The 21,075-nt window shown below is 64.7% G+C and carries 20 protein-coding genes; 11 read left to right on the forward strand and 9 right to left on the reverse strand.

Features of this window, described 5'->3' with window-relative positions; translation table 11 throughout:
* The first annotated feature begins 7 nt into the window (after positions 1–7).
* Together AC3ENJ_RS10890 and AC3ENJ_RS10895 are read left to right on the forward strand one after the other, a co-directional pair.
* On the forward strand, positions 8–931 hold the full coding sequence (locus tag AC3ENJ_RS10890) for a LysR family transcriptional regulator (RefSeq protein ID WP_431814059.1): 924 nt from the start codon (positions 8–10) through the stop codon (positions 929–931).
* A 135-nt stretch (positions 932–1,066) separates the two neighbouring features.
* Positions 1,067–2,164, forward strand: coding sequence for a tartrate dehydrogenase (locus AC3ENJ_RS10895; protein WP_431814060.1), 1,098 nt, complete (start codon positions 1,067–1,069; stop codon positions 2,162–2,164).
* A 142-nt stretch (positions 2,165–2,306) separates the two neighbouring features.
* Here the strand turns inward: AC3ENJ_RS10895 and galK are convergent, their stop codons facing one another.
* Both galK and galT read right to left on the reverse strand, forming a co-directional pair.
* Positions 2,307–3,545, reverse strand: a complete 1,239-nt coding sequence (gene galK, locus AC3ENJ_RS10900; protein WP_431814061.1) for a galactokinase — start codon at positions 3,543–3,545, stop codon at positions 2,307–2,309.
* On the reverse strand, positions 3,542–4,684 hold the full coding sequence (galT, locus tag AC3ENJ_RS10905) for a galactose-1-phosphate uridylyltransferase (protein ID WP_431814062.1): 1,143 nt from the start codon (positions 4,682–4,684) through the stop codon (positions 3,542–3,544). The genes galK and galT overlap by 4 nt, the downstream gene beginning before the upstream one ends.
* A gap of 239 nt (positions 4,685–4,923) precedes the next feature.
* Between galT and AC3ENJ_RS10910 the strand changes: the two genes are divergently transcribed.
* From AC3ENJ_RS10910 to AC3ENJ_RS10925, 4 genes are all read left to right on the forward strand, one after another.
* Positions 4,924–5,541 (forward strand): MFS transporter, encoded by a 618-nt coding sequence (locus AC3ENJ_RS10910; protein ID WP_431814063.1) that lies wholly within the window; start codon positions 4,924–4,926, stop codon positions 5,539–5,541.
* A gap of 23 nt (positions 5,542–5,564) precedes the next feature.
* Positions 5,565–6,128 (forward strand): hypothetical protein, encoded by a 564-nt coding sequence (locus AC3ENJ_RS10915; protein ID WP_431814064.1) that lies wholly within the window; start codon positions 5,565–5,567, stop codon positions 6,126–6,128.
* A gap of 120 nt (positions 6,129–6,248) precedes the next feature.
* Complete coding sequence (locus AC3ENJ_RS10920; RefSeq protein ID WP_431814065.1) at positions 6,249–7,949, forward strand: thiamine pyrophosphate-binding protein; 1,701 nt, start codon at positions 6,249–6,251, stop codon at positions 7,947–7,949.
* Between the two features lie 94 nt (positions 7,950–8,043).
* Entirely contained in the window at positions 8,044–8,958 is a 915-nt protein-coding gene (locus AC3ENJ_RS10925; protein WP_431814066.1) for a hypothetical protein, read from the forward strand.
* Between the two features lie 56 nt (positions 8,959–9,014).
* On the opposite strand, the gene AC3ENJ_RS10930 is transcribed toward AC3ENJ_RS10925, so the two are convergent.
* Positions 9,015–9,518: a VOC family protein gene (locus AC3ENJ_RS10930; protein WP_431814067.1), complete on the reverse strand. Its 504-nt coding sequence runs from the start codon at positions 9,516–9,518 to the stop codon at positions 9,015–9,017.
* 50 nt (positions 9,519–9,568) lie between these two features.
* On the opposite strand from AC3ENJ_RS10930, the gene AC3ENJ_RS10935 reads away from it, so the two are divergent.
* Positions 9,569–10,363 (forward strand): helix-turn-helix transcriptional regulator, encoded by a 795-nt coding sequence (locus tag AC3ENJ_RS10935; RefSeq protein ID WP_431814068.1) that lies wholly within the window; start codon positions 9,569–9,571, stop codon positions 10,361–10,363.
* Here AC3ENJ_RS10935 and AC3ENJ_RS10940 read toward each other — a convergent pair.
* Positions 10,354–11,679, reverse strand: a complete 1,326-nt coding sequence (locus AC3ENJ_RS10940) for a cryptochrome/photolyase family protein (RefSeq protein WP_431814069.1) — start codon at positions 11,677–11,679, stop codon at positions 10,354–10,356. The genes AC3ENJ_RS10935 and AC3ENJ_RS10940 overlap by 10 nt on opposite strands.
* A 133-nt stretch (positions 11,680–11,812) precedes the next feature.
* Here AC3ENJ_RS10940 and AC3ENJ_RS10945 point away from each other — a divergent pair, with 133 nt between their 5' ends.
* Positions 11,813–12,358, forward strand: coding sequence for a DUF3253 domain-containing protein (locus AC3ENJ_RS10945; protein WP_431814070.1), 546 nt, complete (start codon positions 11,813–11,815; stop codon positions 12,356–12,358).
* 706 nt (positions 12,359–13,064) lie between these two features.
* On the opposite strand, the gene AC3ENJ_RS10950 is transcribed toward AC3ENJ_RS10945, so the two are convergent.
* From AC3ENJ_RS10950 to AC3ENJ_RS10960, 3 genes are all read right to left on the reverse strand, one after another.
* Positions 13,065–14,258, reverse strand: coding sequence for a PD-(D/E)XK nuclease family protein (locus AC3ENJ_RS10950; RefSeq protein WP_431814071.1), 1,194 nt, complete (start codon positions 14,256–14,258; stop codon positions 13,065–13,067).
* A 709-nt stretch (positions 14,259–14,967) separates the two neighbouring features.
* Positions 14,968–15,579, reverse strand: a complete 612-nt coding sequence (locus AC3ENJ_RS10955) for a hypothetical protein (RefSeq protein ID WP_431814072.1) — start codon at positions 15,577–15,579, stop codon at positions 14,968–14,970.
* 199 nt (positions 15,580–15,778) lie between these two features.
* The gene (locus tag AC3ENJ_RS10960; protein WP_431814073.1) at positions 15,779–16,516 is read right to left on the reverse strand and encodes a hypothetical protein; all 738 of its coding nucleotides are present in this window, start codon (positions 16,514–16,516) and stop codon (positions 15,779–15,781) included.
* Positions 16,517–16,651: 135 nt separating this feature from the next.
* On the opposite strand from AC3ENJ_RS10960, the gene AC3ENJ_RS10965 reads away from it, so the two are divergent.
* Positions 16,652–17,155 (forward strand): GNAT family N-acetyltransferase, encoded by a 504-nt coding sequence (locus tag AC3ENJ_RS10965; RefSeq protein ID WP_431814074.1) that lies wholly within the window; start codon positions 16,652–16,654, stop codon positions 17,153–17,155.
* A 233-nt stretch (positions 17,156–17,388) separates the two neighbouring features.
* Here the strand turns inward: AC3ENJ_RS10965 and AC3ENJ_RS10970 are convergent, their stop codons facing one another.
* Positions 17,389–17,982 carry a recombinase family protein gene (locus AC3ENJ_RS10970; RefSeq protein ID WP_431814075.1) on the reverse strand — a complete coding sequence of 198 codons (594 nt, stop codon included), beginning with the start codon at positions 17,980–17,982 and terminating at the stop codon, positions 17,389–17,391.
* A 319-nt stretch (positions 17,983–18,301) separates the two neighbouring features.
* Here AC3ENJ_RS10970 and AC3ENJ_RS10975 point away from each other — a divergent pair, with 319 nt between their 5' ends.
* Both AC3ENJ_RS10975 and AC3ENJ_RS10980 read left to right on the forward strand, forming a co-directional pair.
* Positions 18,302–19,492 (forward strand): alcohol dehydrogenase catalytic domain-containing protein, encoded by a 1,191-nt coding sequence (locus AC3ENJ_RS10975; protein WP_095798957.1) that lies wholly within the window; start codon positions 18,302–18,304, stop codon positions 19,490–19,492.
* A 306-nt stretch (positions 19,493–19,798) separates the two neighbouring features.
* A complete protein-coding gene (locus tag AC3ENJ_RS10980) occupies positions 19,799–20,299 on the forward strand; it encodes a hypothetical protein (protein WP_431814076.1) in 501 nt (166 codons plus the stop codon).
* 6 nt (positions 20,300–20,305) lie between these two features.
* On the opposite strand, the gene AC3ENJ_RS10985 is transcribed toward AC3ENJ_RS10980, so the two are convergent.
* Positions 20,306–20,929 (reverse strand): relaxase/mobilization nuclease domain-containing protein, encoded by a 624-nt coding sequence (locus AC3ENJ_RS10985; RefSeq protein ID WP_431814077.1) that lies wholly within the window; start codon positions 20,927–20,929, stop codon positions 20,306–20,308.
* Between the last annotated feature and the right edge of the window lie 146 nt (positions 20,930–21,075).

Genomic DNA, 21,075 nt, shown 5'->3' on the forward strand with positions numbered 1-21,075 from the left:
CGTGGATGTGAGGCAATTGACGTACTTCCTGGCGGTGGTCGAGCACGGTGGATTCACTCGCGCCGCGGAGCACTTGATCATTGCCCAGCCCTCGCTATCGCAGACGATCAAAGGCCTGGAGCGGGAGCTCGGCGTCTCCCTGTTTCATCGCATCGGGCGGCGAGTGGTGCTCAGCGAGGCCGGTCACGAACTGCTCGGTCCCGCCCGACTCGTGGTGCGGGACCTCGAGGCGGCCCGCAGCGCTGTGGACAATGTGCGCGGGGTGCGCAGCGGTCGCCTGGACATGATCGCAATGCCGTCCCCCGGGATCGAACCGCTGACCTCGATGATCGCCGCGTACGCGCGCACCCACCCGGCCGTGACACTCAACGTGGACGCCGCTTTCACCGCCGAGGAGGTCCTCAACTCCGTGCGCACCGGCGGCGCAGAGATCGGCATCCTGGGCACCAAGGCCCCCTTCCGCTCCGGCGATGTGGAGGTTTTGCACCTCGAACAACAACCCCTGGTGCTCATCGCGGCCCCGGGGACGGGCGCCTTTGACGGCGCGGACACCATCCACCGACAGGATTTGGCCGGGCACCGGATCGTGGCCTCGCAACGGGGCTCGCTCATGCGCTTGATGGTCGATGACACCCTGGCCCATGGCGTGCCCCTGCAGATTGTCGCGGAGGTCGCCCACCGCACCTCGGTGTTGCCCCTGGTCCTGGCGGGGGTGGGGCACGCGGTCATGCCGTCCTCGTGGACGCCGCTCGCGCACCAGGCCGGTCTGCGAGTGCTGCAGATTTCGCCGACGACGCCGCTGCACGTTGCCGTGATCAGTCGCCCCGAGCACGTGACACCGGCCGCCAGGGCGTTCCTCGAGGTGGCGGAGGAGCATGCGGCTCGGGTCCGCGGGGGCAGGACGCCCGATAGTGAGCCCACCGAGCAATAGGTACATCCTATTTAGAGAATGAAAAAGCAGTCTTGGACCTATGCACTATCCGGGCGCTCTACTGGATGACAGGACATGCGCCGTGGATCGCGGCCTCCCATCACCAGCCCTCGCATTCTCGAGAAGGAGCGCACCATGACTGAGCAAAAGGTATTCACCATTGCCTCAATCCCCGCGGACGGGGTGGGCAAGGAAGTCATCACCGCCGGCCGCAAGGTCCTGGACGCCATTGCCGAGCACTCCGGCGGGGCGTTCTCCTTCGACTGGACCGAGTTCCCGTGGGGCTCTGCCTACTACGCGGAGCACGGCGTGATGATGGCTTCGGACGGCCTGGAGACGCTGAAGGACTTCGATGCCATTTACTTTGGCGCCGTGGGCTGGGACAACGTGCCCGATCATGTGAGCCTATGGGGCTTGCGCCTGAACATCACGCAGAACTTCGACCAGTGGGCCAACATCCGCCCCGTGACGTTCCTGCCCGGGGTGCAGTCGCCGCTGCGCAAGGCCGATGACACCGAACTGGACTGGGTGGTGGTGCGTGAGAACAGCGAGGGCGAGTACGCCGGCCTGGGCGGACGCAACCTTTCCGGGCGCGGGCCCGGCAACGAGATGGCGGTGCAGACCTCCCTGTTCACCGAGAAGGGCTGCGAGCGCATCATCCGTTTCGCCTTCGACCTGGCGCGCACCCGCACGGTGAAGAAGGTTTCCAGCGTCACCAAGTCCAACGCCCAGCAGTACGGGATGGTCCTGTGGGACGAGGTCTTCGCCCGCGTGGCCGCCGACTACCCGGACGTGGCCACCGAGTCCGTGCTCGTGGACGCCATGAGCGCCAAGTTCGTGCTGCACCCGGAGGAGCTGTCCGTGGTGGTGGCCTCCAACCTCAACGCGGACATCCTCTCCGACCTCGGGTCCGCCCTGGCCGGCAGCCTGGGCCTGGCCGCGAGCGCCAACCTCAACCCGGAGCGCCGCTTCCCGTCCATGTTCGAACCGGTCCATGGTTCCGCCCCGGATATCGCCGGCCAGGGGATCTCCAACCCCATTGGGGCGATCGCCAGCGCCGCGCTGATGCTCGACCACTTCGGCCTGCACGCCGAGGCTCGCCGTCTCGAGGCAGCCATCGCGGCGACGACGGCGTCCGGTCACCTCACCCGCGACATCGGCGGTACCGCGAGCACCGAGGAAACGACCGACGCGATCATTGAGGCCTTTGTGGGGGCACTGGTCAAAGCATGAGGAGGTGTAGATCAGGCTGCGGCAGGTTATAGCCACCTCGACATTTGAGGTAGAGATGCGCATGTGGAACCCGGGTTTCGCGGCGTATCTCTGCCCAGAATGTCACTCACTTCATTCGTCGCCGGCTTCCGGGCCCGAATGGTTACGACCCCAGCGAAATTCTTCGCGCGCCGTCCGCCGGGAGGACCGTGAAGATATCCGGGGTCTGCAGTCCGTGGTCGGCAAAGGTCCTGAGGACGGCTTCCCGGACCTGGTCCAACTGGGTCGCGTCAATGAGGGCGATCGCGGAACCGCCGAAACCGCCGCCGGTCATCCGCGCGCCGAGGGCCCCGGCGTTCAGGGCCGCGTCGACAGCGAGATCGAGTTCGGGGCAGGAGACTTCGTAGTCATCGCGCAGCGAGACATGCGAGGCGGTCATGAGTTTGCCGACGCCGCTCAGGTCACCGTCCCGCAGCCGCTCCACCGTCTCCAGCACTTGGCGGTTCTCGGTCAGCACGTGCCGGACGCGGCGAGCCGTCTCCTGGTCGAGGGCGTCGAGAAAGGGGGCGGGAGCGGCGGCGTCGGCGGTGGGGAGATCGCGCAGGGAGGTGACGCCCAAGGTGGTCGCGGCTCGTTCGCACGAGGCGCGGCGGGCGGCGTATCCGCCGTGGGCGTGGGAGTGGGCGACCTTGGTGTCGATCACGAGCACGCTGAGCCCGTGCTCGGCCAGGGGTAGGGGCACGACCTCCGATTCCAGGGTGCGGCAGTCCAGGAACAGCGCGCCGCCGGCCCGGCCCATGAGTGAGGCGGACTGGTCCATGATCCCGGTGGGTGCGCCGACGAATTCGTTTTCCGCGCGCTGGGTGAGCCGGGCGAGGTCCGGGTGGTTCAGGCCCAAGCCCAGGAGGTCGTTGAGGGCGACGATCGTGGCGACTTCGACCGCGTGGGATGAGGACAGGCCCGCACCCGTGGGCACGCTGGAGTCCAGGAGCAGCTCGAATCCGGGCACGACGACCCCGCCCAGACCGGACAGAACGTAGGCGACGCCTGCGGGGTAGGCGCCCCAGCCGTCGACCGATCCGGGAGCGAGTTCCGCAACGGTGAAGGCGGCATGGGAGAAGTCGCCACCGTCCGGGGCGTAGGTGGAGGCCAGGTCCGCGATGCCAACCGCTGGGTCGCTCGCCGACTTCAGCCGCATGGCGACCATGGCGGCGCGGTCGATCGCGAAGGGAAGCACGAGGCCGTCGTTGTAGTCCGTGTGTTCCCCAATGAGGTTCACCCGACCCGGGGCGCACCAAACGCCGTCCGGGGCGTGGCCGTAGAGTTCGGTGAATCGGCGGGCGAGGCGTTCGGCGCGGGTGCGCTCCGCGTGCTCGTTGTTCTCGGGTTGGTGAAGGGTCATGACGCGGCCCGCCTCAGGCGTTCGGCGGTGTGTTCCGCGGTGACGTCGTTGATGAAGGCGCCCATGGCGGCCTCGGAGCCGGCGAGGAATTTCAGTTTGTCCTCGGATCGGCGGGGGCTGGTCAGTTGCAGGTGGAGCCAGCCGGCCTCTCTGTCTGCGCGGGCGAGGGGCGGCTGATGCCACGCGGCAATGTACGGCGTGGGGGTCGAGTAAAGCCGGTCCACGCGCTGCACGAGGTCACGGTAGAGCACGGCGAGTTCATCGCGTTCGTCACCGGTCAGGGCCGCGAGATCGGGCACCTGTCGGTGCGGGACCAGGTGCACTTCCAACGGCCAGCGGGCGGCGTAGGGAACGTAGGCGGAGAAATGATCTCCGGTCAGCACCATGCGGTCCCCGGCGTCGGTTTCATCGCGGAGCAGTTCGCCCATCAGGGGCCGGCCGGTCGCGTCCAGGTGCGCCCGCGAGCGCTCGGCCAGGCGTGCGGCGGTCGGGGCGGCATAGGGGTACGCGTAGATCTGCCCGTGCGGATGATGCAGTGTCACGCCGATTTGTTCACCGCGGTTCTCGAATGGGAACACGTGGCGGATGCCCTTCATGGCGGACAGCGCCTCCGTGCGCTGAGCCCACGCCTCGACGACCGTGCGGGCGCGCTCGAACGGCAGGGACGCGAAGGAGCCTTCGTGCTCGGGCGTGTAGACCACCACTTCGCAGCGGCCATACGCGGGCGACGCCGCTCCCCACAGTTCCCGACCCGTCCCACCCCGGGGTTGCGGCAGCGCCCCCAGCTCCGGGCCCAGGGACGGGAAGCGGTTTTCGAAGGCGACCACGTGGAAGTTCTCGACCGGGATCTCGGACTCCCGGCCCTCCACGGACGGACACAGCGGGCACTGATCCGCCGGCGGCAGATACGTGCGGCTCTGCCGATGAGCGGCCACCGCAACCCACTCCCCCGTCAACCGGTCGAAGCGCACCTGCCCGTGACCGGAGCGCTCGCCCAGCGGACGGGCGTCGACCACGCGCTCCACGGGGGCGGCACCGCGGTCGCTGAAGAACACGGCCTCGCGCCCGTCGGCCAGGCGGTGGCTCCGGTGCTCGATGGGCGGTGCGCCCGCCCGGTCTCCGGGGATGCATGATGTCAACGGACGAGCTCCAGTCGCGGGTTGGTGATGTGTTGGTCCATGATCCTGTGCTCTGCAGCGGGGTCTCAAATCGAACATCGACCGGCCGGTGCGTGGGGAGGACGACGCTCGCGATATCGTGACCTCCAATGTGTCACCCTGGCACGCCAACCGGTAGTGGTGCTGCTGGACATCGCACGCCCCAGGAGGGAGTCCCCACGAACTCACCATCAACTGTTCGGGCGCACCTGCCCTGGATAGTGGCCGGGATCGTTCTCGTGGCGCTGAGCCTGCGGGGACCGATCATTGCGCCCACGCCCGTGATCACCAACATTCAGGACGACATCGGGCTGTCGTCCGTCGCGGCAGGCCTGCTCACCGGGCTGCCCGTCCTGCTTTTCGCCGTCATCACCCCTGCGGCCACCGCGGTGATCCGGCGTGCGGGCCCCGAAGCCGCGATCCTGCTCTGTCTGGCCGGCATCCTGGTCGGCACGGTGATCCGATCGGTGGGTTCCGCCGCGTTGGTCCTGACGGGGACCGTGATCATCGGTGCCGCGATCGCCGTCGGCAACATTGTGGTGCCGGTGATCATCCGCCGCGACGTCCCGGGTCCCCGGGTGTCGGTGGTGACCGCGGCCTATACCGCCGCACTCAACGTGGGCTCCATGATCACCGCGCTGGGCACCGCGCCGTTGGCCGACGCCGTGGGCTGGCGCTGGGCGCTGGCCATCTGGGGGCTGCTCGCGCTGGTGGGCTTGATGTACTGGCTCGGCTTGGCACGACGTCGTTCGGGCGCCGCAGCTGCGGACGCGACGGGCGACGCGGCGCGCTTGAGAGCGACGAGCCAGCCCGCGAGACCGACGCTCGCGAATCACTGAAATCGGCCCCCGGCACCTCTCGTGTGCGCCGGATCAGCTGGTTGCTTGCACTCGCGTTCTGCGGGCAAGCGATGGCCTACTACTCGGTCACGGCGTGGTTGCCCGCCTTGTTGGCGGACACCCGAGGATTGGGCCTGGCGAGCTCCGGGGCATCCGCCTCATTGTTCCAGGTCGCCGCGGCGATCGGAGCTTTCGGTGTACCCCTCCTGACCGCGCGGGCGCCGACCTGGGTGCCGGTCGTGGTGATCGGAGCCCTGTGGATCACGCTGCCGATCGGCCTGCTGGTGGCCCCCGAGGGCTACATCCTGTGGTCGATCATCGGCGGGGCCGCCCAGGGCGGTGGGTTCACGGCCATCTTCTCGATCGTTGCCCGTGTGGCGCGCAGCTCCTCGGAAGCCGCCACCGTGTCCGCGCGCGTCCAGGGCATTGGATATTCGGCGGCCACCATCGGACCGCCCGTGGCGGGCGGGCTGAACACCCTGACCGGCGGGTGGACGGCCCCGCTGCTGTTGGTTCTGGCCGCAACGCTGGTGTTCGGTGTCGGAGGGGTCTTGGCGGCGCTCAGTAGTGGCCGGGCCCGGGGGTAGCACACGTACTGACCCTTCTCCCTCCTACGGCCCAAGAACGACCTGCCCGGGCTGCTCGACAGACCTCGTACCCTGGGGGCTGAACGTGATCCGCCACACCGACGACAACGGAGAGCTCCCATGACCAGCGCTGAAGCCACCGCTCCCTCTCGCCATGATCCCGCAGAACCCCTGACCGTCTCCACGGCCATTGCGGAGGTGATCGCCGAACGATCCGACCACTTGTTCGGGCTGATGGGCAACGGCAACGCACATGTGATCAGTCACCTCACCTACCAGGGATTCCCGTTCACCTCCGCACGGCACGAGGTGGCCACGGTGACCATGGCCGATGCCTACCACCGGGCCACCGGCCGGATCGGCGCTGCCACGGTCACCTACGGCGCCGGGTTCACCAACACCTTCACCGGCCTGGCGGAGGCTCGCCTGGCGCGGGTTCCGCTGGTGCTCGTGGTGGGTGACGCGCCCACCACGGGTAGGCGACCGTTCGATATCGACCAGGCCGCGGCGGCGTCGGCGGTGGGAGTGACCACCCTGGTGGCCGGCCCGAACAACGCCGCGGCCATCACCCACCGCGCCTTCGATCTGGCCGAGCAAAGCGTGCAACCGGTGATCGTGGCGATCCCCTACAACCACGCGACCGCCCCGCTCACCGAGCAGACCCCGCTGGAACCGCTGGCGGAAAAGCCCTCCTGGACAGCGCCGGGTGAGGATCTCGACCGCATCGCCGCCGTGCTGCGCGGCGCGGAACGGCCGTTGATTCTCGCCGGGCGAGGTGTCCTGTTGGGCGACGCCGCCGGGGCCCTCCAGGAACTCGGTGACCGCCTGGGTGCCCTGTTCATGACCTCGGTCATGGCCACCAATGCCGTGGATTCCCCGTGGAACCTGGGGATCGCCGGGGGATTCACGCGCGAGCATCGCCTGGATCTGGCGCGACGGGCGGACGTCGTTCTGGTCGCCGGAGCGAGCCTCAACACCTTCCAGTCCCGCTACGGAACGCTCTTCTCCCCGGAAGCGCGCGTGATTCGCATCGATAACGAACCCGAGGCCACCATGGCTCACCCGCAGGTCACCGATTACGTGCGCGCGGACCTGGGTCCCGCCACTGCCGGGCTACTCGCCCGCATGTCCGCCGCCGACGTCGCGGCCACCTGGCGCGCGGCCGTGCCCGAGGTGGCCGGTGACGCGTTCCGCTCCGCCGAACCCGTGGAGGACCCCACCGAGTTCGGCCCGGACGGTCGCCTCAATCCCCGTGCGGTGGTCTCCGCCCTCGAAGAGATCCTGCCCGCCGAGCGGTCGGTGGTCATGGACGGTGGGCATTTCATCGGCTGGGCACCCATGTATCTCTCCGTCCCGGACCCGCAGGCTATGGTGCTGGTGGGAACGGCATTCCAGTCCATCGGCCTGGGCTTCGGTTCAGCCGCCGGTGTCTCGGTGGCGCAACCGGAACGCACCACGGTGTTCGTCACCGGCGACGGCGGCGGGCTGATGGGCCTGGCCGACCTCGAGACCTTCGTGCGCGCCACCCGCCGCGGCGTGGTGGTGGTGCTCAACGACTCCGCCTACGGCGCCGAACTGCACCAGTACGCCTCCAAAGGCCTGGACCCCACGGCCATGCTCATCGACGAGGTGGACTTCTCCGCGATGGGCAAGGCTATGGGCGCCGACGGCGCCAAGGTCCGCACCCTGGCGGAACTGTCCGCGCTCACCGACTGGTTGGCCTCCCATGACGAGGGCGTGTTCGTGCTGGACGTGGCCATCTCCCAGAAGGTGGTGGCGGAGTTCATGGCCGCGTCGCTGGATGCGGGGAAGCGGTTGTAGGCACGTGGGGTGAGGGAGTTGGCAAAATCTGCTCGGATCAAGCAACATTCACGTTTTAAGAACGCGGGTTCTTTGCGTCTGCGATTATTGGATTATGACTCCCTCATCACCCCCCAGTGAGGGACCGAATCAGGTCCCCTTCCAACAGCCGCAGCCTTATCCCGAGCAGAATGGCCAAAATTGGCCAACACAAACACTGCCCCCGCAGCAGCCCAAGAAAAATCAGTCGAATATTCTCGGCCTCATCGCGCTCATCACAGCTGTGATCGGCTTTATCTTTGCCTGCATCCCAGGTGCCCTCATTATCGGCTGGATTCTTCTGCCAGTCGCTTTCATTCTCGGGCTCGTCTCGCTGTTCCTGCAGGGTAAGTCCAAGTGGATGGGCATCACCGCATTGATTCTCTCGATCGTGGGCACGGTCGTAGGGGCAGTGGTATTCCTGGTTGTTGTATCTACCGCATTTGACGAATCCTTCGGTGGTGGGGACACCACCGTGGCGGGACCTTCTGAGGGTTCGGACGCTGGGAGTGAGCAGAATGCTGACAAAGAAGTAGCACCGGACGAAGGATCTTCTGAAGATGGCACTCGCGGGAACCCGTACCCGATCGGCTCGACCATCGAAAACGATGAATGGCGCGTTGTCGTGAACTCGGTGACCCCTGATGCCACCGACGCCGTCCTCTCCGAGAACGAGCTCAACGACCCGGCGGCTGATGGCTCACAATACATGCTCGTGAATTACTCGACGACGTATTTAGGCGACAATGCAGACGGCGAAATACCTGCGTTTGTCACGGTGGAGTACGTGACAGCAGATGGGACAACGGTCAACAGCTTCGACAATGTTGTCGTGGTACCCGATGCCATCGATACCCTCAGCACCCTGTACACGGATGGCACGGCCACAGGCAATGCTGCCTTTGAAGTCCCGACAGATACCGCTGACCAAGGTGTTCTCGCAATTACTCCGGGAATACTCGGTGACAAGGCTTTTGTCGCAGTCAAGTAATATTCAAAAGACCAATAGTGGATACCCTCGAGATCTTCTCGGGGGCATCCGTTTGTCTACCCCATCCCCGCCGACCACTCCTCCACCCGCTTCTGCGACTCCTCATCACTGAGATCCTCCACCCGAGTCATGACGGACCACCGCACCCCGAACGGGTCACGGATACTCGCGTACCGGTCCCCCGACACGAAGTTGGTGATCTCCTCTCGGACCGTGGCGCCGTGGGCAACCGCTGACGCCACGACGTCGTCGACGTTCGGGCAGTACAGCGCCAGCGAATAGGTGACGTCGTCGCCGTCGGCGTCCGGGGCGACGAGGTGGTAGTCCGGCTGGGCCGCGCCCAACTGGAGTCGGCCGTCCGCAAACTGCAGCTCGGCGTGGACCACCACATCACCGAAGCGGAAAGCACTGATGAGCTGGGCGTCGAACACCTCCTGGTAGAAAGCGAGGGCCGCGGTGGGATCCGCGACGGCCAGAAACGGCGTGATGGACGAGTAACCGTGCGGGGTGCCGTTGGTGGTGTGCGAACCGGTGGCCGGGGTGTTCTGCTGTGTCGTCATGTCTGAAACGGTAGACCCACACGCGGGCCGGCGGCTTGTATATTCCTGCCATGGGCGAGCTACCGGAGATCTCCGAGCGCGGGGTGCTCTACCCGCGCCGCCTACCCCCTAGATTCCAGCGGATTCCCGCCACCGGGCCGGTCGGCGAGCTCGTCGTCTGGTGGTGGGTCGTCGAGTGGAAGGAGCCTCCGGGTACGACCTCGCGCCAAGACCTCCTGCCCTTCCCCGGCTGCAATTTGGTGATCGAAAAGGACATGGTGGGTTTCGCCGGCCCGACCACGCGCGCGTCGCATCGTGAACTCATCGGCTCCGGGTGGGCCGTGGCCGCACTGATGCGTCCGGCCGCTGTGCCGGCCTTCACGAGTGATCCGGCAAGCGTGCGGGACAGCTACGTTCCGGTGGCGGCGCCGAAGCTGCACACGGGGGTTGCAGAAGCGGTTGCCGCCGGGGATTTCGACGACGCCGTGGCGAGACTGTCCGCGTGGGTCACCGCACGGGTGGGCCCGGTGACGGGTGAAGACCGGCTGGCGAACTCGTTAGCCGAGGTAGCGGGGACCGACTCTTCCGTTGTCTCCGTGGGTGACCTGGCAATGGCGTTGAACGTATCGCAGCGGACGGTGCACCGGCTGGCCGCGCAGTACATCGGGTTGACACCGCATGCGTTGATTCGCCGTCGGCGGCTGCAGGAGGCCGCAGAGCACATCCGGTCTGAACCGGAGGTCAGTCTCTCGGTTGTCGCCGCAGCCCACGGGTTCTCGGATCAGGCCCATTTCGCCCGGGAATTCCAGCGGTTCCTGGGGCGGACCCCGCGGGAATACCGGGGCGCATCCGGGCATCACAGCTGACTGTTCAAATCCAATGCGTGGGCGCGGGATTCTTTGAGGTCCACAATGGGCCCCACGCCCTCCTGGCGACCGTTCCAGCGATCCACGTAGACGAAGTCCGGGTCGAAGCGCTTCTGTTGCGTCTCGGGGTTGAAGATCCGAAAGTAGGGAGCGGCGTCCGTGCCGCAGCCGGCCACCCACTGCCAGTTGTGGGGATTGTTCGCGGCGTCCGCGTCCACGAGGGTGTCCCAGAACCACTGCTCGCCCAGGCGCCAGTCGATTAGCAGGTTCTTGGCCAGCAGCGACGCCACGACCATCCGCACCCGGTTCTGCATGGTCCCGGTCTCCCACAGTTCGTGCATCCCGGCGTCCACGAGCGGGATGCCGGTGCGTCCCCGCTGCCACGCTGCGAGCGCGTCCTCGTCCAACTCCGGCCACGGGAAGTGCTCGTACTTGGGGTTGATGGGGCGCTGGGCCATGTCCGGGTGGATGTAGAGGTTGTACCAGGAGAACTCGCGCCAGCCGATTTCGGTGAGGAACGTGCCGGGGTTCCCGCCGCGGTGCAGCGCCGTGTGCCACACGGTGTGGGGACTGATCTCGCCCCAGCGCAGGTGCGGGGACAGCCCGGACGTGGCCGGTTTGGCGGGGTAATCGCGGTCCTTGGCGTAGGTGGGCAGCCGCTCGTCGAGGAAGTCGTCCAGTCGCTCGTGCGCGGCTTGCTCCCCCACCGCCCAGGTCTGAGCGAGTCCGCCGGACCAATCCGGGTGCATGGGCAGCAGGTGCCAGTCGGCCAGGTTTTCCGAGTCCGGGGCCGGTTCGGCTGGGGTGAGGGCCGACGGCGCCGGATACGGCTCCCGCGGCGGCGGGCCGCTCGTGCACGCGCGCCAGAACGGGGTGAACACCTTGAACGGGTTCCCGCTCTGGGTGGTGATGGTCCACGGCTCGAACAGCAGGGAGCCCGCGTAGGAGTGCGCCTCCACGCCGTTCTCCCCCGCCCATTCCTTCAGCGCGGCGTCCACGGCGCGCTCGGGACCGCCGTAGCGGCGGTTCCACAGCAGGGTGTCCGCACCGGTCGCGCGAACGACGTCGCTCGCCACCTCCTGCGCCGGGCCTCGCCGCAGCGTCAGGGGCGCCCCCAGATCCGCGAGGTCCGTGGCCAGCGAGGTCAGGGAGTGGTGCAGCCACCACTTGGCGGCACCGCCCAGCGGGCGGATGCCCTGGGACTCCTCGTCCAGGACGTAGAGACACACGACGGGTTCGCCGCCTTCCACGGCGTGGTGCAGGGCTGGATGATCGGTGACCCGCAGGTCATCGCGGAACCACACTACGGTTGTCATCTCGGTTCGCTACCCATCTCTCGACTTTCGCTCAATTTACACATGTTCGGTGGAGGTGAGGGGGGTGAGCGAGTGGTGCGAACGCAGACGCACAGGAACTGCCCTTCCTCGCCCTCGTGTGATGAAGTGAACCATGACCCACGAGTCAACACCCCCACCGAACATTGATCCCGCACCCGGCCAGAGCCCATCGAAACCGGGACCCGAGCGCACCCCCGATGGCCACCACATCATTGTCAACGGGCGGAAGTGGCGGGCTTCGGACCCGTCCATTCCGGAGGACTTGCGCGCCGAACTCGTCGCCGAGCTGATGGCCGCGCGTCGGCTCGTACGCACAGACCCTGAGCACGCGCGGCCACGCGTGCAGGACGCAAAGGTCGCGCTCGGGGAACGGGGCGAGGCCTGGTGGGAGCACACAGACCAGGGTCGTTCACAGCGCATCGTGGCGACTATCAAGGCGCTACTGCGCCATCGTGACGGCGCCACGATCTGCCCGAGCGACGCGGCGAAGGTCGTGGGCGGCGCAGACTGGCACGAGCTCATGGACCGGACACGCAATGTCGCCGCGGGCCTGCAGCGCGACGGCGTGGTGGAGGTGCAGCAACGCGGCACACGAGTGGACCCCACCTCCGCGCACGGGCCGCTACGGATCGCGCCGGGACCGGAACTCGGACCATGAGTCCCTGCGTAACGTGGGTCCGCCGTCCGTAGCCCTGTGCTGACTTCCAGGGACACGGGACATCCGGGATGAAGAACAATTAGCATCACTCCGCAACCGCCGGCCCTGGATTTCGTCGCGACCATCCTCGATAGCGGGGTACCGATTGCTTACGATCGGAAACGGTGCGTCGTCTCGGCTTAGGTTCAGCTTGTAAAATTTTCCTGGAGGAGCATCACTGTCGGGAATCGGGCCGACGTCACGCAACGCTGTCCTTTTCAGGCGCTCGCCAGCTTCAGCCTCTCCGGGTAGTGAACTCATTCTCCGATGATCCATCAGATGTATGGGTGCGGTACGGACATCCGAGCATCAACATGTCCGAGCCGCTGGAGCATCAAATGGCTATCTCCACAGCATGCGATCGGGGTCAAATGTTCCGCCTGCGTGGAGGAGGATGAGCGGCGATCCTTTGGTGGTGCGATAGCGGTGCGTCGGTCGGTCGGGAGTTCAAACAGAGGCGAGAGCTCCTGTGGGTGGATGTCCGAGAACCGGGCCTTACGTAAACCAAACGCTCACACACGTTTATCGGGCAGTCCCCGTTCCGGCACACGCCAACCCCGTCGGGTTGGGCGAGTGGTTGGACACACGCACGCCGATCGGACCATGACTGCTCACACGAGCAGATCAGCAGCGGACTGCACCTCAGCCGAAAACACCCCAGGTCCCGTCAGCCTCCGGATACCACCCGCAGCACGGCCTCTCGCAAACGGTCATCCTCCTGAGACAGCCCGTTGATGACCTCACCGAGGCTGACGTCTGTCTGCACGATCCGCTTGAGGCCCTGCTGACCCGCGGTTTTAAGCGTCACGAACACTCGCGAGTAGTCAGGGTCGGACACCAACTCTGGCGCCCGCTCGTTCTCCACGACGGCAGTGGGCCCGAACACGAGGAGGATCGTCGGCTGCGCATCAGCGCGGTGCAGAGCGATGCACCACTGCCATATTCCCTTGAGCTTCGCCTCGACTTTCTGCACCTGCCCTGTCTCGACCTTCTTGTTCACCTGCTCCGTCAGCGTGGTCCGGGCAAAACCCTGCAGCCCGGCCTTCACCGCGGCAAGGGTCTTGCGGCTGTCCTCCAGCTGCCGCCGCGCGTGCTCGGCGACGAGGTCGGCGAACTCCTGGGCCGCACGATCCTGCGACTGGTACCCGTAACGAGCGGACTCCCCGGTCTCGCACATGGCCTGGATGAAGGAGATCTGGTCGTCGAGGTTCACTGCCGCCGGGCCTTCCACGAAGTGGTCAATCATCTGCTGGATGAAGAAGAGCTGATCAGGATGCCGCCGGTGCCATGAGGGATCGCGTGCGATGTGTGCTTGAAGATCCCCCAGAACTTCGGCGTAGGTGACGACAACCGCCTCTTCCCATCCATCTTGCTGAAGGTGGGTCTCGCGGCGGTGGCAGAGCAGAACGACTGCGGCCGCTCTCCCGGGCCCAACAGCGTGGGTAAGGTACCGGTAGTAGCAGTGACTGTGTCCATCGCTGGTCCAGTAGTTCTCGATGATGACGGCGGCATCCTCTCGTGAGAGGAGGATGTCGGCGATATCCATACCGACCACACCGCCAGCGGCTTCCTCGTCCCCTCTGGTGTCGACTTCCTGGGCCACGCGGTAGCCGGTGGAAGGCAACTGCTCGTCGATCGACGGCTCAGCGTTGATCCGCTCGAGGAAGATGCGCTGGAAGGCATCGCCGAGTGCGTGAGTCGCATCGGCGGCCAGCAGCCAGGCGAAGACGTTGGAGAGTTGCTTCTCGTGGGTGCCGTGGTGCATCACCCGGAAGACATTGAAATCCTCGGCCAGGCTCCGCGAGAGCATGGGCACAAGCGCCGTGACGAAGCCGCTCATGTCCGTCGATTGGGGGGTCATGGCGCGACGCTACATCAACGGTGACCAGATGGAGCGGCTGACACGGACCGCGCCAGATTCGGCCGCTCCCACCTCGCCGTCAACACCCAAGAGCTGATTCTGGACATTGAACCAGCTTGTGAGAGGCCCCCGATGACACGCGGCACAGCACCAACCCGCCCTGCAACAGTCCCTCCGCCACTAACGGCCATATGTAAAGCAAAGAGGGCGGAACCGTCCGGAATACACGTCGTCCGTGGAGCATCCAGGAGTTGTCCGGTGCTCTCTTGTCTCTGGCCGAGCAGACCGGGGCGACCTGTGGCGCTGGGTATGCCTCAGGCGACACCCGCTAGGCATGGACTATGACCCGTCTGCGGCGTTCTTCGGGGTCGTACTTCCGTCCAACGAGTAAATCTGTCGCGCCGCATGCAATTTCGGACACGAGCATCGTGGGTCAACCCAAGGGTGGCACCGGCGCCTAGATCACTTCAGGGAGCGAACTTGGGAGTACCTTCGCGATCCCTAGGAGTTCAAGGCTGTCACGAAGGTCGTAATCGGACATAACATTGTGCGGGTTTTCGGGATATTGAGGTTTTTCACCGGATGCCACGCTCGAGAGTATTAAACATCAATACGGCGACGATGGCCCCAACATTCGATTGGTGAGAATTTGACGTGACTCAGAATATCCATTGCACGACCAAACAATCCCAAATCATAGATTAACGGATTACTCGCCAGGATGGAATACTCTTTTTGAATATCTACGCAACGGCTTCACCAAATCTAGTTTCGGATAATAGTATTTTCGAAAGTATAAAGAGGCGCGGATTGCCTCCTCCGCAAGAGCATCGTCGTGGCGTTCAAAAAGTTCATCGAGCGCCATCCCGTCTTGCATAGGAGTTTCATCCCACAGGATGGAACAAGATTCATCCCTTGCCCAATCTTCACAAATTTTAATTATACCTTCCCTATAACTAGTTAAGTCATTTTCAATATGCAAAAAGAACTCGTCGTCTGTAGTAAATAGTACTCGCTCCAACGCATCCCTCGACCTGTCGCTAATGATATGAAGATCATTACACTTAACAAGCACCTCCACGCGCGCCTCTGGCCCTACACTCAACTCTGATTCAATAGACCGCCTCAAATCTTGTGCATGCCGAAGAAAATCACTCATTTCTCTATGAAATTCAAGATAGGTTTCTAAAGTCTTATCTCGCATCCAATTCATCTCAACCTGCTTGGAACCCAATCTATGGGCCACCAACACGGCGGCTATAGCGAAAACTCCACCAGCCGAGCTGCCAATAATTTCGGGAAGTGCCTCTGCGAAGTCCATGAGCACATCTAATCATGACTTGGCCAAAACTGAGACTCACATGCCTCAACCATTCCGTCAGCCAATAGGCACGGTCCCGGCCGGATTTTGTGGCCGGCAACTCGGGTTGATCACACACGGTGACCAGCCCAATCGGGTTCGCCAAGCACCATTTTGGAATTCGGTCCTTAGTCACAGTGCTGTCAGGTAACTCAGATATTTACAGGGTGCGCGGCCGGTCGGCTTCCAGTTGAGTAATCAATTCATCGAAAAGTCCTTGCAGATCCTCTAGCTTGCGGCTCGTGCTGGCATTTTCCGTCTGCAAGTCATGCTCTAACGCCGAAAACCAGACAGCCATCTTCGTCTCATATGTGCCCATGAAGCCTGCGAATCCAATGACGCCGCCCTCCCCCGCGTGGGTCTTTTCCCGCATGAGGTCTGCAATGCCGCGTTGTTCCTCACGCCAAACCATGAACTGCGGTGACCCATAGGTGTCGCTGGCAAAGGTGCTACCAATCTCAGCCAGCAGTGCGGCCACTTTCCTCGTGTCTTCCTCCGAGGCGAAGCGCAGCTCGCTCACCGATTCGTACAGGCTTTCCACCACCGCCCAATACCTTCCAAACCGGTACAACGTGCTGCGCAACGCCATGAGGCGGCGACGATCGTCGGCATGGTGAAAGTAGGTCAGGAAAGATCCCTGCCGAATGTTCCCAAGACGATGTGCGACGTCTCTGGCCGCTGCGAGCAGAGGCTCGCGATACCGGTTCAACTCCTCCCGCGCGGCATGAAGCCGCTCTTCCTCTCGAGTCTGAGCTTTCAGCTCCTCCTGTAACCGAGCCAGATTTTGGGCCGTTCTGCTCTGCCGCCCAGACGTGATCAGCGCCGTCAGCAATCCGGCCGCTGCGGTCAGCACACCTACTCCAGCAGCAATCAAAGCCACCACCACGGCAACATCCATACCCCCACCGTAAACATGCAGGTGGCTCAACGGGCTCGGCTGATTCGGTCAGGAACCCCTACCGCAATGGCTGCATGCTTGATGCGTGGGACAGGCGTCCGGCTGATAGGGATCACTTCAAGTCATCATGGACGCATGATTCGACGTCCGGGAAGCCACGAACTGGCCCTCCTCCAAGGAATCGAAGTACGGGCCGGTCGGCTGTTCCTGGAGCTCGGCATGGATGCCGTGGCAGCGGATCCCCCACCGGGTCTTCTGGAACTGGAGCAGGAGCGGCGCAACGACCGGATCTGGGTGTCCACCGACGAGGAAGACCAGCCGGTGGGCTACCTACGCCTCCACCTTGTCGATGGCGCCCCGCACGTGGAGCAGCTCAGCGTGGACCCTGCCCACGGCCGCCGCGGTCACGGTCGCGCCCTGCTCGAGCAGGCGCAGCGCTGGGCCACCGCCTCGGGTGCACACCGGATGACGTTGACCACCTACCGTCACGTCCCCTGGAACGGACCCTTCTACTCCCGCCAGGGATGGCGCGAGCTGGCACCGGAGGCACTCGGTGACCAGCTCAAAGCGGTGCGCGCCGAAGAAGCAGCACACGGACTGGACCGCTGGCCTCGTATGGCCATGGTCAAAGACCTGTGACCACCTTCGCCTGGCTCAACCACCCAGAACCTCAGCCCATACAGGCTGCCCCAGGGCAGGCCCGGAGACAGCACCACCGCGCGCTGCCCACGCTAGGAACCTCAAGCGGGCCCGGATGCGCCCCCGAGGAACGCAGGCAACCAAGCGCGGTTGTCATGCCCGGTTACCCCGCCCGGTAAAAAGCCCGCTCAGGTGCGTCATACGCAGCACGGTGTCCACAGGCAACGACGGACTCAGATGGTCGTCGCTTGCGGGAGCTCTCGAATCCGCCGGTAGAGGGTGGCCCTGGACATGCCAAGGTCCCGGGCGACCTGGGTGGCCGGCTCGCCTCCCTCGATCAGCCGGAGAGCATTGCGGATCTGGGAGTCGGTGAACGTCTGGCGCCGCCCGCCGAGGTCCTTGCCGGCCGCCCTGCGTTTGGCCACCGAGTCGGTTACCCGTTCCCGCTTGATCTCCAGTTCCATCTGGGCCAGGGCGGCCATGACGGTGAAGACCATTGAGCCCATCGGCGTCGCGGTGTCCACATCTCCCCCACCGAGGTTGAGTACCCGCAATCCGGCACCCCTTCCCCGCAGCGCTTCGGCGAAGGCCAGCATGTTCTGCGTCGACCGCCCCAACCGATCCAGCGTGGTAATCACCAGCGTGTCGCCGTCCTCGAGTGCGGCCACCGCCTTGTCGAAGTCCGGACGTGATGCACGCCCTCCAGACACTCCACTGTCTACATAGATGTCGTCGCGCCGCACACCGGCACCTGATAGGTCAGACACTTGACGGTCCGCGTCCTGCTGCCGTGTCGACACCCTGGCGTAGCCGATCAACTTCCCCATGTCCACCTCATCTGTCTCGCAACACTCGTTGAGTATCCGATTCTAGGGACATAGATAAAGCACATAGCTACGAGACACTCCGGACCGCGGAATCATGCGGGCGCAAATTTCCCGGACGAGACGTCTCGCATCCCATCCGTTATGAGCCTGGGTGCCCCCTCTAGACGCGGATTCGCCCAGGACGTCTCTTTCCCCACGAGGCCCCTGGGGGGTGTTTTAGCTTGTGAGAGGCCTGTGGTTTACTGAGAGAAGCCTCAGACTGGGGCTGGACTGAGTCTCCCCGGGCCCCGGTGTGAGAACTCAAGAAGGAGTGATGAACATGGCAGGCAACCGTTCCGTCGTCTTCCGCGGCGTGAAGAACATGCAGGTTGAGGATCTGGACTTTCCGAAGCTCCAGATGCCCAACGGCAAGAAGGCACCCCACGGTGTTGTCCTGAAGATCGTAGCTTCCAACATCTGCGGTAGTGACCTCCACATCTACCGCGGATCCTTCCCCGCCCCGGAAGGCATGGTCATGGGGCATGAGATGACCGGGGAAGTCGTGGAAATCGGCTCTGACGTCGAGTTCCTGAAGGAAGGCGACCTGGTCTCGGTTCCCTTCAACGTGGCTTGCGGCCGCTGCCGCAACTGCCGCAACGGTCGTACCGAGGTCTGCCAGACCTGCAACCCGGACGCCGATTCCGCTGCCTACGGCTTCAACCTGGGCGGCTGGGACGGCGGACAGGCCGAGTATCTCTTTGTTCCCTATGCGGACTTCCAGCTGCTGAAGTTCCCGGACCGTGACCAGGCCATGGAGAAGATCCGCGATCTGGCGCTTCTCTCTGACATCCTCCCGACTGCTTTCCACGGCCTCATGGAGGCTGGCGCCAAGCCCGGGTCCACTGTCTACATCGCGGGGGCCGGCCCCGTGGGCCGTTGCGGCGCCGCAGCTGCGCGCCTGCTGGGGGCGTCCTGCATCATCGTCGGCGACCATGACAAGGATCGCTTGGCCCTGATGAAGCGCAACGGTTGCGAAACCATCGACCTCAACGAGGATGTCCCGCTGCAGGACCAGATTGAAAAGATCCTTGGCGAGCCGATGGTCGACTGCGCCGTGGACTACGTCGGCACCGAAGCTCACGGCATCGGCAAGGACGCGGACAAAGAGGATCCGGCCTATGCGATCAACCAGGTGATCGACGTTACCCGCGCGGGAGGCGCCACCGGCATCATCGGCATCTACGGGCCTGACCCCCTGGCGGATTCCAAGGACGAGCAGAACGGCATCTACCCGATTGAATTCGGCAACGCCTGGATCAAGTCCCCGAAGATCACCGCTGGCCAGGCGCCGATCATGCATTACAACTACGAGTTGATGCAGGCGATCCTGTGGGACCGCATGCCGTACCTGTCGGACATGCTGCAGACCAAGGTCATCGGCCTTGACGATGCTCCTCAGGCCTACGCGGACTTCGACAACAGCTCGCAGGAGAAGTACATCATCGACCCCCACGGCATGATCGCCTCCTGATCTTGTTCACCCGGTAGTGAGGCCCTGGCAATTTGCCAGGGCCTCACTACCGCCAGGACGCGCCCCAAGCTGAGGGCGCCTTTTCGTTCTCTTCTATGGCCGGTCAGGAAAACAGCTGGCCGTGAACCCGGTGCCAGGGGTTCCACGCCGGGGTACCAGGCTCTCCCATGAAGGGGTGCCATGATGGGCCCCATGGCTACCCACAGTGATACCCCCAGCAATGAAATTCTTAGCCAGAAAGGGGTATCAGGGGGTTCCAGTGCGGTGTTCACCATGAAGGAAGCCGCCGATGTGGCAGGTGTCAGTGTGAGCACCCTCCGCCGACGACGCGCCGAGCTGGAAGAAGCGGGGGCCACCATCACCTCCACGGGGTGGCAGGTGCCCATGACCGCACTCATCCCCGTGGGCCTTATCCACGGCGAGGGTTTCCATACCGCCTCACAGGCCGGACCATCGACCCGAGCCGCTCAGCCTTCGGAGGAACCAGAGAACACCGGGCGGCTGCTCGAGCGCGTCCGCGAGCTGGAGGCTGAGGTCCAGGAGTGGCGACGGCGCGCCGAAGTTGCTGAAGCACGAGCCGAAGAACGCCGCCGAGCTCTCGACGCCCTGCAAATCGCCAACGAAACCGAGCGGATGGCGCTGCGCATGCTCACCGGGCAGAGCTCCCACACACCACAGACCCCTGCAGCCCTAGAACCTGCTCACCGCGCCCCGGTGGCGGAGCCGGAAGCATCCCCCGAATCCGCCACACCCGCACCCTCTCAAGAGCCGCGTCGCGGGTTCTTCTCCCGCATCCTCTCGGCCTGAGACCAGCTACAGGCCCCGTCCACGATCCTCCCGGCCGGGGCCGGGGCGGCGAAGATGATGTGCCTGCTCCCACGGATGAGGCGGGCTCACCCGCTGTTGCTGCTGGGGCCTCGAGGTTCGTTTCCGGGGTGCCGGGTTGTCCAGCTCCACAAACTTGCGGATCTGCTCCCACTCCGCGCGGCGGGCCGCCACCACCTCAGCCTGCTGCTCCTGCTGCTGACGCACCGCGACCACCGAGCGTTTACTACGGCCTGCCTCACGGCGCCGGGGCGCGGTCTGCAACCCGTGCTCCACCTCCAGGCGGGTGCACGCGCTCTGGGCCGCGCGGCGGTCGTTGCGCCCGTGCCACACCGTCCTCTCGTCACTGACCCGGCACACCACCACATGCACGTGGTCATCGGCGTGGCGGACCATCACCCACGGGTGCTCCGCGAAACCCATCGACTCCGCAAACGTCTGGCCTGCCTGCGCCCACTCCGCATCCGTCAACCGCCGATCCTCGACAGTGTTGCGCAAAGAGACCTGCCAGATCGGTTTCGTGATCTCCGGGCGGGTGCGCATCGCCGCGCGCATCTCCTTCACCCACGCCTTCTCATCCGCATCCCCGGTCACGAACACGTTCCCGCCCACGACCACACCACCGGGATTGACCTTGACCCCGGGCGGTGGACACCTTGTAAGAGAAGATGTTCATCATGGGAAGACAGCGTCGGGAGTTCTCTCCTGAGTACAAGGACGAGGCCGTGAAGCTGGTGATCAACACTGGCCGGCCGGTC

Source organism: Kocuria sp. cx-455 (genome assembly GCF_057707085.1).